Below are 12038 nucleotides of genomic sequence, written 5' to 3'. Positions count from 1 at the left end.
ACGCGTCCGTACCGGTCGTCCGCGCGCCGCCACACCGCAAGCCCGGACCGCGCCGCGCCCCCTTCCCGGGTACCGGCGACTACGCTCGACCTGACGGGGGACCGGGACGGGCGAGCGGGAGCGGGCAGTCGATGAGCGTAAGACGGATCATGGGCACCGAGGTCGAGTACGGCATCTCCGTGCCCGGCCAGGCCGGGGCCAACCCGATGGTCACCTCCTCGCAGGTGGTGAACGCCTACGGGGCGCGCCCGGAACTCAACCGCGGTGGCCGGGCCCGCTGGGACTACGAGGAGGAGTCGCCGCTGCGCGACGCCCGCGGCTTCACCTACTCCGGCGCGGCCTACGACCCGGCCGAGGCCCTCGCCGACGAGGACCTCGGGCTGGCCAACGTCATACTCACCAACGGCGCCCGACTCTACGTCGACCACGCACACCCGGAGTACTCCACTCCCGAGGTGACCAACCCCCTCGACATCGTGCGCTGGGACAAGGCGGGGGAGCGGGTGATGGCCGAGGCGTCCCGCCGCGCCGCCACCATCCCGGGCACCCACCCCATCCACCTGTACAAGAACAACACCGACAACAAGGGCGCCAGCTACGGCGCCCACGAGAACTACCTGATGCGGCGGCAGACCCCGTTCGCCGACATCGTGGCGTACCTGACGCCGTTCTTCGTCACCCGGCAGATCGTCTGCGGCGCCGGCCGGGTCGGCATCGGCCAGGACGGCGCGCAGAGCGGCTTCCAGATCTCCCAGCGCGCCGACTTCTTCGAGGTCGAGGTGGGGCTGGAGACGACCCTCAAGCGGCCGATCATCAACACCCGCGACGAGCCGCACGCGGACGCCGACAAGTACCGCCGGCTGCACGTCATCATCGGCGACGCCAACCTGTCGGAGATCTCCACCTACCTGAAGGTCGGCACCACCGCGCTGATCCTCACCATGATCGAGGAGAAGGCGCTCGGCGCCGACCTGGGCATCGCCGACCCGGTCAGCGAGCTGCGCGCGGTCAGCCACGACCCGTCGCTGAAGCACCTGATGCGGCTGCGCGACGGCCGCAAGCTGACCGCCCTGGACGTGCAGTGGGCGTACCTGGATCGGGTCCGGTCCTTCGTGGACGACCGGTACGGCAGCGACGTCGACGAGCAGACCGCGGACGTGCTGGACCGCTGGGAGAGCGTGCTGGACCGGCTCGGCCGCGACGCGTTCCTCTGCGCCGACGAGCTGGACTGGGTGGCGAAGCTCCGGCTGCTGGAGGGCTACCGGGAGCGGGAGAAGCTGGCCTGGGGCTCGCACAAGCTCCAGCTGGTCGACCTGCAGTACTCCGACGTCCGGCCGGAGAAGGGGCTCTACCACCGGCTGGTCTCGCGGGGGTCGATGAAGACGCTGCTGACCGACGAGCAGACCCGGACCGCGATGACCGAGCCGCCGGAGGACACCAGGGCCTACTTCCGCGGTCGCTGCCTGGCCCAGTACGCCTCCGAGGTGGTCGCGGCGAGCTGGGACTCGGTGATCTTCGACGTGGGCCGGGAGTCCCTGGTCCGGGTGCCGATGATGGAGCCCGAGCGGGGCACCCGCAAGCACGTCGGTGCGCTCTTCGACCGGTGCGACACCGCCAAGGACCTGCTGGAGACTCTCACCGGCGGCTGAGGCCGTCGTACGCGAGCCCGTCGCGCGCCGGAAGCCGGCGCGCGACGGGCTTTTCGTCGCTCCAGCGAGGTAAGTTCATCGCAGACGATCGTGGAGGAGGCACCTGATGGCTACGCAAGAAGGCGGCCAGACCCAGTCCGGCAAGTCGACCCAGGGCGAGGAGATCGAGGACGTCGCCGCGCAGGCCAACCCGGAGGTTGCTGAGCGCCACGCCGAGATCACCGAGGACGTCGACGACCTGCTCGACGAGATCGACTCCGTCCTCGAGGAGAACGCAGAGGAGTTCGTCAGGGGCTATGTGCAGAAAGGGGGCCAATAGGGCATAGAGGGGCAATTCGGACATGCCTCTCCCGCTCGATGATCAGGCTGGACTACGTCGCTGCCGCGACTGCGAGGAGTGGAAGCCGCTCGATGAGTTCTGCGCGAGCAGCAAACGCCCCTCGGGTCGAGGTAGCTACTGCAAGACATGCTTCAACGCGCGCTCCCGAGCCAGCTACGCCAAGCGACTGCGCGAGAAGCATGGGCGCGAGGTAAAGCAGCTCCCTCTGGCCCCTGATGGACATCGGCGCTGTCCCGACTGCGGTGACACCAAGCCGCTGGACGACTTTCCCCGTAACCGCTCTGGTCGGGGTGGCTACGGCCGATACTGCAAGCCTTGCCACAACGAGAAGGGCAAGGAGAGCAAGCTCCGCCTGCATGGCGGGTTCCGCGAATATGATCTGCGGCGGCGCTACGGCATAGGGGAGAAGGAGTTTCAGGAGCTTCTCGCCGAGCAGGGCGGCGTCTGCGCAATCTGTGACGGCGAAGATCCGCAACACCTGGACCACGATCATCGCACCGGGTGGGTGCGCGGGATACTCTGCTTCAACTGCAACGGTGGTCTTGGCCAGTTCCGTGACAGTCCCGCGAGGCTGGCCAGGGCGATCACGTACCTGAGAGGAACCACGTGGCAGCGGGTTTTGATCCATCCGGGCGTCTTCCAGATGTGTTCACCAACGCGGGGACGTCCTCCTTCACGGCGTTCCTGAGCAAGGTGGCCCCCGAGATGCTGCCCGGCCGACGGCCGCTGCCGCCGGGTATGGCCGCCGATCTGGCGCCGCACGCGACCACCATCGTGGCCATCGCCGCCGCCGGCGGTGTGGTGATGGCCGGCGACCGGCGCGCCACGATGGGCAACCTGATCGCCCAGCGGGACATCGAGAAGGTGCACCCGGCCGACGCGTACTCCCTCGTCGGCATCGCGGGCACCGCCGGCATCGGCATCGAGCTGATGCGACTGTTCCAGGTGGAGCTGGAGCACTACGAGAAGATCGAGGGCGCGATGCTCTCGCTCGACGGCAAGGCCAACCGGCTGGCCTCGATGATCCGCGGCAACCTGGGCGCGGCGATGCAGGGCCTCGCGGTGATCCCGCTCTTCGCCGGCTTCGACCTGGCCGCCAGCGACCCGACGCGGGCCGGTCGGATCTTCAGCTTCGACGTCACCGGCGGCCCGTACGAGGAGACCGGCTACGACGCGATCGGCTCCGGCTCGCTCTTCGCCAAGTCGGCGCTGAAGAAGCGGTTCCGCGCCGGGCTGTCCGTCGACGACGCGGTGCGGCTGGCGGTCGAGGCGCTCTACGACGCGGCCGACGACGACACGGCGACCGGTGGCCCGGATCTGACCCGCCGGATCTACCCGGTGGTGATGGCGGCGACGGCGGAGGGCACCCACCGGCTCACCGACGCCGAGACGGCGACGATCGCGGAGAGCGTCGTCTCCGGCCGGATGGAGAACCCGGGCGGCTGACCCCGCTCCCACCTGACCAGTCAGCAGTCCCCAGCACAGCGCCCGAAGGAGAACCGCCGCCGTGGCCATGCAGTTCTACGCCTCGCCCGAGCAGATCATGCGCGACCGCTCCGAGTTGGCCCGCAAGGGCATCGCCCGGGGTCGCAGCGCGGTGGTCCTGAGTTACGAGGGTGGGGTGCTCTTCGTCGCGGAGAACCTCTCCAGCACCCTGCACAAGGTCAGCGAGATCTACGACCGGATCGGCTTCGCCGCGGTGGGCCGGTACAACGAGTTCGAGAACCTGCGCCGCGCCGGGGTGCGGATGGCCGACCTGAACGGCCTGAGCTACGACCGGCGGGACGTCAACGGCCTGGCCCTGGCGAACGCGTACGCGCAGACCCTCGGTGCGATCTTCACCGAGCAGTCGAAGCCGTTCGAGGTGGAGATCTGCGTGGCCGAGGTGGGCGCGACGCCGGAGGACGACGCGCTCTACCGGCTGACCTACGACGGCTCGGTCAACGACGAGCCGGGCCGGATGGCGATGGGCGGCCAGGCCGAGTCGATCTCCGGGGTGCTCAAGGCGCAGCACCGGCCGGAGATGTCGCTCAGCGAGGCGGTCCGGGTGGCCATGCAGGCGCTGAGCAGCGTCGGCGGGGAGGGCGGAGCGTCGCGGACGATCGCCGCCAACCAGCTCGAGGTGGCGGTCCTGGACCGGCGCCGGGTGGGGCGGACGTTCCGCCGGATCACCGGGGCGGCGCTGACGGCGCTGCTGGACGGCGACGCCTCGGCGGGCGCCGCGCCGGCACCCGGTCGGGCGCAGACCCCGACGATGCCGACGGAGGAGGCGAACAAGCCGATCACGTCGGCCGGTTCCGCCGATCTGGAGGGCCAGCAGAGCGAGCAGCCGGAGGGCTGACCGTCCAGGCATGGCCGGCGCCGTACCGGCCGGCGGCGGTGATGGGGCGGGGTCGGCTGCGTGCGTCCGCCGTCCACGTCGGGGGTGACGGGGGCGGCGTCGAGCGGGGTCCGGCCGCCGACCACCACGCTGGTGGCGAGGACAGCGGCGCCTGCGCGGGACCGGTCCATCTGCGATCCAGGGGCCGCACCCGGTGCCGGCGTGGATGGCCGCGTGGGGCGCGTCGGGGTGGACGCGGCGCCGCGGGTGATGTACGCCGATGAGACGCTGCCCATCCGGGGCCCCGGGCGGCTAATGTCACATCATGGAGCGGCGAATCTTCGGCCTCGAGACCGAGTACGGCGTCACCTGCACCTATCGCGGGCAGCGCCGGCTTTCCCCCGACGAGGTCGCGCGGTACCTGTTCCGGCGGGTGGTGTCGTGGGGCCGGTCGAGCAATGTGTTCCTGCGCAACGGAGCCCGCCTCTACCTGGACGTGGGCTCGCACCCCGAGTACGCGACGCCGGAGTGCGACTCGGTCACCGACCTGGTCGCCCACGACCGGGCCGGTGAGCGGATCCTCGAAGGGCTGCTCATCGACGCGGAGAAGCGGCTGCACGACGAGGGCATCGCGGGTGAGATCTACCTGTTCAAGAACAACACCGATTCGGCCGGCAACTCGTACGGGTGCCACGAGAACTACCTGGTCTCCCGGCACGGCGAGTTCGGCCGGCTCGCCGACGTGCTGATCCCGTTCCTGGTGACCCGGCAGTTGATCTGCGGGGCGGGGAAGGTCCTGCAGACCCCGCGAGGCGCGGTGTACTGCCTGTCCCAGCGGGCGGAGCACATCTGGGAGGGCGTCTCCTCGGCGACCACCCGGAGCCGGCCGATCATCAACACCCGGGACGAGCCGCACGCGGACGCGGAGCGGTACCGGCGGCTGCACGTGATCGTCGGCGACTCGAACATGAACGAAGTGACCACGCTGCTGAAGGTGGGCACCGCCGACGTCGTGCTGCGGATGATCGAGGCCGGGGTGGTGATGCGGGACCTGTCGCTGGAGAACCCGATCCGGGCGATCCGCGAGGTGTCTCACGACATCACCGGCCGGCGCAAGGTGCGGCTGGCCTCCGGCAAGGAGGTCAGCGCGCTGGACATCCAGCAGGAGTACCTGGCCAAGGCGACCGAGTTCGTGGAGCGGCGGGGCGGCGACCAGACCGCGAAGCGGGTGGTGGAGCTGTGGGGCCGGGTGCTGCGGGCGGTGGAGACCGGCGACCTGGACCCGGTGGCCCGGGAGATCGACTGGGTGTCGAAGCTGCGGCTGATCGAGCGGTACCAGCGCAAGAACGACCTGCCGCTGTCGCATCCGCGGGTGGCGCAGATGGACCTGGCGTACCACGACCTGCGGCGTGGCCGGGGCCTGTACGGGCTGCTGGAGCGGCGCGGCGAGGTGGACCGGGTGGCCACCGACCCGGAGATCTTCGAGGCGAAGGAGACGCCGCCGCAGACCACCCGGGCCCGGCTGCGCGGGGAGTTCATCCGGCACGCGCAGGAGAAGCGGCGGGACTTCACCGTCGACTGGGTGCACCTGAAGCTCAACGACCAGGCGCAGCGGACCGTGCTCTGCAAGGACCCGTTCCGGGCGTACGACGAGCGGGTGGAGCGGCTGATCGCCAGCATGTGACGGGTGGGCGGCCGGTGCCGGGCACCGGCCGCCGCCGCACCGGTACGCTGGCGTCGCGATGAACACTTCCGAACCCTCCGGCCGGGACAATGGCGCCGAGAAGCTGAACTGGGTCGACCGTCGCCGGGAGAAGATCCGCGCCGAGATCGAGCGGAACCGGCGCGGCGAGTACACGGTGCCGACCTGGGTGCTGGCGGTGGCGCTGATCCTGATCGTCGGCGCCTGGCTGGGCCTGATTCTCTTCGCTGGCTGACCGGTCCGCCGGTCGCCGCGCGGCCGCTCACCGTCACCCGCTCCGAGCGGCCCGCGGGTGCGGTACGGCTGCTGCTTGACACCCGCCGACCCGCATGATCGCCTATGGGTTCCGCCGGAACCGGAGGGTGACGTCATCGCGCACATCGATCTGGGCCTCGACGAACATCGGCATCCCGGCATCCGGGGCCTGACCCGGTTCCGCCCGGAGACCGCCGGGCCGCTCAACGCCCTGGCGGAGACGCTGCTGCGGGCGCCGCACCCGACCCTGAGCCCCGGCGAGCGGGAGCTGATCGCCGCCTACGTGTCCGGGCTCAACGACTGCGGGTTCTGCTCCGCGTCGCACTCGGCGACCGCGGCGGCGCAGCTACCGGCGGGAATGCCACTGGTCGAGCAGGTGCGCGCCGACCTGGACGCGGCGCCGATCGACCCGAAGTTGCGTGCCCTGCTCCGGATCGCCGCCGCCGTGCGGCGCAGCGGGCGGGACGTGACGCCGGAACTGGTCGAGGCGGCCCGGGCGGCGGGCGCCACCGACCTGGAGCTGCACGACGTGGTGCTGATCGCCGCGGCGTTCTGCATGTACAACCGGTACGTCGACGGGTTGGCGGCCTTCACGCCGGACGACCCGCGGGCGTACGAGATGGGCGCGCGGCACCTGGTGGCGCACGGCTACGCGGCGGGCTGAGCCCGCCGGTCAGCGGGGCAGCCGGGCGGCGTGCCGGCCGGCTGCGGCGGCGGCGAGGAAGTAGGCGTGGTCGGCGTCGAGGCCGCGACCCATGGTGGACAGGGCCACCGGGGCGGCGCGCAGCGCCGCGTCGAGCCCGTCGGTGGGAACGGTGACGATCCGGTGCCGCCCGGCGAGCGGGGTCAGCGCCGCGCCGACCTCGGTCGCGAGCGCCGGGTCCAGGCCGTCGGGCACCACCAGGTCCGCCGGGGCGAGCGCCACCCGGCCGTACGCGGTGAGGCTGTGGTGGGAGACGCCGCGGTGCCGGGGGCGCGGGTCGGCGGCGGAGATCCGCAGCGAGCCGACCGGCCGGCCGCCGAGGGTGGCGACGGCGTTGACCGCCTCGCCGACGGCGACGCCGGAGAAGCCCCAGCGGGTGCCGGTGCCGAGGTTGCCCGGCCCCTGGGCGACGATGGCGACGTCGGCGCGGAGCACGTGCCGGGCGGCGAGCAGCCCGCTGTGCAGGGTGCTGGCCTCCAGGTCGCCGCCGAACGCCTGGCCGACGCTGACCGTGCCGACGAGGTGATCGGCGAGGCCGGCGAGGGTGCGGGAGAACCAGGCGGGCAGCGCCCCGCCGTCGGTGAGCAGGTACGCGACCCGGGCGTCGGGGGCGTCGGCGTGGATCCCGGCGAGGATCGCCGGTAGCGCGGAGTGCAGGTCGGCGGTGACCACCGGCATCCCGTCCAGGCTCTCGGCGGCGGCGAGCAGCTCGTGGTGCGGGGAGGCCTCCTCGTCCACGCCGAGCAGGATCGGTTGCAGCGGGGTGTAGCGGGCCTTGACCAGGTGGCCGGCGGCGCGGGTGTCGACGGCCTGCGGCGGGTCCGGCGGCAGCCGGTCGGGCAGGGCGACGACCAGGGCGTACCCGCCGGTGCCGAGGCCCATCAGCAGGGCGCCGGCGTTGAGCAGCACCCGGTCGCCGGGCTCCGGGTCGCCGACCAGCGCCGGGTAGGCCAGGGCGCGCATCGGGGTGCCGTCGGGCAGGGCCACGTCGAGTTCCGTCGCGCCGGACCAGCGCCGCCGTACCGCCGTGACCGTCGCGGTCCGCCATCGCACCATGCCCGGCACGGTATCGGCGTGCCCGCGGGTCGTCGTGCGCGGGTCAGGAACGGTGGGCCTGTTCGTCGACCGGCCGGTCGTCCTCGTCCTGGGTACGGCGGGCCCGACCGTCGGTGTGCGGCATCGACCGGGTGGGGTCGAGGAAGACGTACCCGATCTCCGGGTAGCGGTCGGTGAGCCGGCGCTCGGCCTCGTCCGCGGCGGCCTCGATGTCCGCGCCGGTGGCGTCGTCGTGGAAGTCGACCTTGGCGGCGACCAGGATCTGCTCCGGGCCGAGGAGCATGGTCATCAGCGTGTCGATCCGGTCCACCGTCGGCAGCCCGGTCAGCTCCCGCTCGATCTCCCGGTGCACGCGGTCGGAGACGGCGCGGCCCACCAGCAGCGAGATGTTGCTCCGGGCCAGGATGGTGGCGACCACCAGCAGCAGCACGCCGATGAGGATCGAGGCGATCCCGTCGTAGAGCTCGTCGCCGGTGAGGTGGGAGAGCCCGAGGCCGGCGCCGGCGAGCAGCAGGCCGGTCAGTGCCGCGCTGTCCTCCAGAAAGACCGCCTTGACGGTGGTGTCGGCGGTCAGCCGGAGGTAGCGGCGCGGGCTGGCCCGCCAGCGGCGGGACTCGCTGCGGACCTGCCGGAGCGCCCGGGCCAGCGAGACCGACTCGATCGCGAAGGAGATCGCCAGCACGACGTACGACGCGAGGTAGTCGCCGGTGTGCCGGTGCACGAGGATGGTGGTCACCCCGTGGGTGATGGCGAATCCGGCGCCGGCGACGAAGGTGAACAGCGCGGCGAGGAACGCCCAGACGTAGCTCTCCTTGCCGTACCCGAAGGGGTGGCGGGTGTCGGCGGGCCGCGCGCCCCGGCGCAGCGCCAGGTAGAGCAGGACCTCGGTGGTGGTGTCGGCGACGGAGTGGGCGGCCTCGGAGAGCATCGCGGCCGACCCGGAGATCAGCCCCGCGACCAGCTTCGCGATGGCGATGGCGAGGTTCGCCGCACCGGCGACGACGACCGTGCCGACGCTCTCGGCCTTGACTTCCGCTTCCGCCATGGGTTCACCCTATGGCTGGCCTCGGCCGGCCGCCCGAGGAGCGCGGCCGGGTCGGGAGGGTGTGGCGTGGCTCGCCCCGGGGTGCGACGTTGCTCGCGCCGCGCCCGCGCGGGTGCACGCCCGCGCCGCGCAGGCTGCTAGCGTTCGGTACGTGTCGCGGACCCGCACCGAACGCCTGGTCAACCTGGTGATCTGCCTACTGTCCACGCGACGGTTCCTGACCGCCGCGCAGATCGCCGCGACCGTGCCCGGTTACGAGCACGATCCGGACGACGCGAAGGACCACGAGGCGTTCCAGCGCAAGTTCGAACGGGACAAGGCGGAGCTGCGCGAGCTGGGGGTGCCGCTGGAGACCGGCACGGCCAGCGTCTTCGACGCCGAGCCCGGCTACCGGATCGCCCACCGCGAGTACGCGCTGCCGGACATCCCCCTGGAGCCGGACGAGGCCGCCGCCGTGGGCATCGCCGCGCGGCTGTGGCAGCACGCCGGTCTGGCCGCGGCCGCCTCCTCCGGGCTGGCCAAGCTGCGCGCCGCCGGGGTGGACGTGGACCCGCAGGCCACCCTGGGTATGGAGCCGATGGTCACCGTCGACCCGGCGTTCGCCCCGCTGACCGCCGCCGCCCGGGACCGGCGGGAGGTCAACTTCGACTACCGGGTGCCGGACCGGGACGCGTCGAGCCGCCGTCGGCTGCAGCCGTGGGGCGTGGTCTGCTGGCGCGGCCGCTGGTACGTGGTCGGCCACGACCTGGACCGGGACGCCACCCGCTGCTTCCGCCTGTCCCGCGTGGTCGGCGCGGTCCGGGTCACCGGCCAGCCGGGGGCTTACGAGCCGCCCGCCGGGGTCGACCTGATCAGCCACGTGGCCCGCTGGTCGGGGCCGGTGGAGCGGACCGGGCGGGCCACCGTGGCCGTCGCCCCGGGCCGGGCCGCCGGGCTGCGCCGCTGGGCGGTGGAGACCACCACCGGCCCGGACGGCGACCGGCTGGTCCTGCCGTACGCCGACCCGGATTCCCTGGCCGGTCAGCTCGTCGGGTACGGCCCGGACGTGCGGGTGCTGGACCCGCCGGAGGTGCGCGAGGCGGTCATCCAGCGGCTCAAGGAGATCGCCGCCCGGCACGACGAGCTCGCGGTGGCCGGGGGTGCCCGGTGACCCGGCCGGCGGCCCGCGGTGGCCGCGCGTCGGCGGACCGGCTGGCCCGACTGCTCAACCTGGTGCCCTACCTGCTGGCCCGGCCCGGGATCGAGATCGCCGAGGCGGCCGGTGACCTGGGGGTGACCGAGCGGCAGCTGCGCGAGGACCTGGAGCTGCTCTGGGTGTGCGGGCTGCCCGGGTACGGCCCGGGTGACCTGATCGACATGGCGTTCGACGGTGACCGGGTCACCATCACCTACGACGCGGGGATCGACCGGCCGCTGCGGCTCACCCCAGACGAGGCGCTCGCCCTGGTGGTGGCGCTGCGGATGCTCGCCGAGACCCCGGGAGTGGCGAACCGGGAGGCTGTCGAGCGGGCCCTGGCCAAGATCGAGAACGCGGCGGGTGACCTGGTGGCCGCCCCGGTGGAGGTCCGGCTGCCCGGGGACACCGCCCGGGTGCGGGAGCTGCGGGCCGCGGTGGAGCGCGGCCGGGCGCTGCGGATCACCTACTACACCGCCGCCCGGGACGAGAGCACGGAGCGGACCATCGACCCGCTGCGGATGCTGATGGTCGGCGGCCGGGCGTACGTCGAGGCGTGGTGCCGGCGGGCCGAGGCGGTCCGGCTGTTCCGGGCCGACCGGATCGACGCGGTCGCCGAGCTGGACGAGCCGGCGGTGGTGCCGCCGCAGGCCCGCCCGCACGACCTGTCCGACGGGGTGTTCCGCCCCTCGCCGGACCTGCCACTGATCACCCTGCGGATCGGGCGCGGCGAGCGGTGGATCACCGAGTACTACCCGTGCGAGCGGGTCGAGGCCGACGGCGAGCAGTGGCTGGTGTCACTGCGGGTCACCGACCTGGGCTGGGCCCGCCGCTTCGTGCTCGGGCTCGGGCCGGACGTCACGGTGGTCGCCCCGGCGGAGCTGGCCGAGCAGGTCCGCGCCCAGGCCGCAGCCGCGCTGGACGCGTACGCGACCCCGGTGGCGCCCGTCGACCCGGCGGCGGCCGGGGCGACCCAGTAGGCTGGCCGCCGTGGTGACCTGGATCGTGCTCGCGGTGGTGCTCTTCGCGCTGGTCGTGCTGGCCCTGGCGGTGCGGCCGGTGCTGGTCCGGCTGCCCCGGCTGCGCCGGGCGGCGGTGGCGCTGCAGCGGCGCCAGGCCGAGGCGGAAGGGCTGCGGTCCGCCGCCGAGGCGCTCCAGGTGCGGGCCGAGGCGTTGCAGAGCCGCGCCGCCACCGCCCAGGAGCGGGTCGGGTTGATCAAGGCGAAGCGCGGCAAGTGATCGATCCCGGTCGGTTCGCCGCGCGGTAGCTGCGCGTTCCGGGGGGTTGCGCGCACGAACGCGCCGCCGCAGACGGTTGACGGGACACCGCGGGTTGGTCGAGACTTCACCGGCCGGGCCTGCACCGACCGACCCGGCGGGGTGGCAACCGCTCTCGGCGCACGTACGATGGGCTGCGACCGCCCCTCACCGACACAGAGCGACTGGAGCTTCCCATGGGTGCCCTCAAGCCGTGGCACATCGCCGTACTCGTGGTCGTGCTGATCCTGCTGTTCGGCGCGAAGCGGCTCCCCGACGCGGCCCGCTCGCTGGGCCGCTCGCTGCGGATCATCAAGGCCGAGACCAAGAGCCTGCACGACGACGACCGTGACCTGGCCGAGAAGGCCGACGCGCAGACCGGCTACCAGCCGCTCCCGCCGTACGCCGGTCAGCAGCCGCAGCCGGGCTACGCGCCGCAGCAGCCCCCGCAGCAGCAGTACGCCCCGCAGCCGCAGCAGCCGGTCGCCCCGCCGGTCGACCCGGTGCAGCGCGTCCGCGAGAACTGACCGAAGGGCC

The 12038-nt window shown here is 72.9% G+C and carries 15 protein-coding genes; 12 read left to right on the top strand and 3 right to left on the bottom strand.

Annotation, left to right across the window (positions count from 1 at the left end; all coding sequences use genetic code 11):
• The first annotated feature begins 131 nt into the window (after positions 1–131).
• On the top strand, positions 132–1649 hold the full coding sequence (gene dop / locus I8N68_RS21815) for a depupylase/deamidase Dop (protein WP_346118877.1): 1518 nt from the start codon (positions 132–134) through the stop codon (positions 1647–1649).
• 106 nt (positions 1650–1755) lie between these two features.
• Positions 1756–1968 (top strand): ubiquitin-like protein Pup, encoded by a 213-nt coding sequence (locus I8N68_RS21810; protein WP_200213315.1) that lies wholly within the window; start codon positions 1756–1758, stop codon positions 1966–1968.
• A gap of 52 nt (positions 1969–2020) precedes the next feature.
• On the opposite strand, the gene I8N68_RS33045 is transcribed toward I8N68_RS21810, so the two are convergent.
• Positions 2021–2482 carry a hypothetical protein gene (locus I8N68_RS33045; protein ID WP_234040370.1) on the bottom strand — a complete coding sequence of 154 codons (462 nt, stop codon included), beginning with the start codon at positions 2480–2482 and terminating at the stop codon, positions 2021–2023.
• On the opposite strand from I8N68_RS33045, the gene I8N68_RS33040 reads away from it, so the two are divergent.
• The 6 genes from I8N68_RS33040 (at position 2369) to I8N68_RS21780 (ending at position 6930) form a co-directional block, all read left to right on the top strand.
• Entirely contained in the window at positions 2369–2677 is a 309-nt protein-coding gene (locus I8N68_RS33040; RefSeq protein ID WP_234040356.1) for an endonuclease VII domain-containing protein, read from the top strand. The two genes, I8N68_RS33045 and I8N68_RS33040, sit on opposite strands and share 114 nt — an antisense overlap.
• Positions 2596–3435 (top strand): proteasome subunit beta, encoded by an 840-nt coding sequence (gene prcB / locus I8N68_RS21800; protein WP_200213313.1) that lies wholly within the window; start codon positions 2596–2598, stop codon positions 3433–3435. The genes I8N68_RS33040 and prcB overlap by 82 nt, the downstream gene beginning before the upstream one ends.
• Before the next feature lie 61 nt (positions 3436–3496).
• The gene (gene prcA, locus I8N68_RS21795) at positions 3497–4330 is read left to right on the top strand and encodes a proteasome subunit alpha (RefSeq protein ID WP_200213311.1); all 834 of its coding nucleotides are present in this window, start codon (positions 3497–3499) and stop codon (positions 4328–4330) included.
• A 304-nt stretch (positions 4331–4634) separates the two neighbouring features.
• Complete coding sequence (pafA, locus tag I8N68_RS21790; RefSeq protein ID WP_200213309.1) at positions 4635–5993, top strand: Pup--protein ligase; 1359 nt, start codon at positions 4635–4637, stop codon at positions 5991–5993.
• A gap of 58 nt (positions 5994–6051) precedes the next feature.
• On the top strand, positions 6052–6246 hold the full coding sequence (locus tag I8N68_RS21785) for a hypothetical protein (RefSeq protein ID WP_200213307.1): 195 nt from the start codon (positions 6052–6054) through the stop codon (positions 6244–6246).
• A gap of 135 nt (positions 6247–6381) precedes the next feature.
• Positions 6382–6930, top strand: coding sequence for a carboxymuconolactone decarboxylase family protein (locus I8N68_RS21780; protein WP_200213429.1), 549 nt, complete (start codon positions 6382–6384; stop codon positions 6928–6930).
• 9 nt (positions 6931–6939) lie between these two features.
• Here the strand turns inward: I8N68_RS21780 and I8N68_RS21775 are convergent, their stop codons facing one another.
• A complete protein-coding gene (locus tag I8N68_RS21775; RefSeq protein WP_200213305.1) occupies positions 6940–8025 on the bottom strand; it encodes a DUF3866 family protein in 1086 nt (361 codons plus the stop codon).
• 43 nt (positions 8026–8068) lie between these two features.
• Positions 8069–9070, bottom strand: coding sequence for a cation diffusion facilitator family transporter (locus I8N68_RS21770; protein WP_200213303.1), 1002 nt, complete (start codon positions 9068–9070; stop codon positions 8069–8071).
• 151 nt (positions 9071–9221) lie between these two features.
• Here I8N68_RS21770 and I8N68_RS21765 point away from each other — a divergent pair, with 151 nt between their 5' ends.
• From I8N68_RS21765 to tatA, 4 genes are all read left to right on the top strand, one after another.
• A complete protein-coding gene (locus tag I8N68_RS21765; protein ID WP_200213301.1) occupies positions 9222–10220 on the top strand; it encodes a helix-turn-helix transcriptional regulator in 999 nt (332 codons plus the stop codon).
• Positions 10217–11224, top strand: coding sequence for a helix-turn-helix transcriptional regulator (locus I8N68_RS21760; protein ID WP_200213299.1), 1008 nt, complete (start codon positions 10217–10219; stop codon positions 11222–11224). Before I8N68_RS21765 ends, I8N68_RS21760 begins: the two co-directional genes overlap by 4 nt.
• Before the next feature lie 10 nt (positions 11225–11234).
• Entirely contained in the window at positions 11235–11483 is a 249-nt protein-coding gene (locus I8N68_RS21755) for a hypothetical protein (protein ID WP_200213298.1), read from the top strand.
• Positions 11484–11698: 215 nt separating this feature from the next.
• The gene (gene tatA, locus I8N68_RS21750; protein WP_200213296.1) at positions 11699–12028 is read left to right on the top strand and encodes a Sec-independent protein translocase subunit TatA; all 330 of its coding nucleotides are present in this window, start codon (positions 11699–11701) and stop codon (positions 12026–12028) included.
• Positions 12029–12038: the final 10 nt, after the last annotated feature.

It is taken from the genome of Micromonospora coerulea (genome assembly GCF_016598485.1).
GTDB classification, from domain to species: domain Bacteria; phylum Actinomycetota; class Actinomycetes; order Mycobacteriales; family Micromonosporaceae; genus Micromonospora; species Micromonospora coerulea.
Note: the sequence above shows the minus strand (reverse complement) of the source record. Positions and strands in the feature narration are given on the sequence as shown.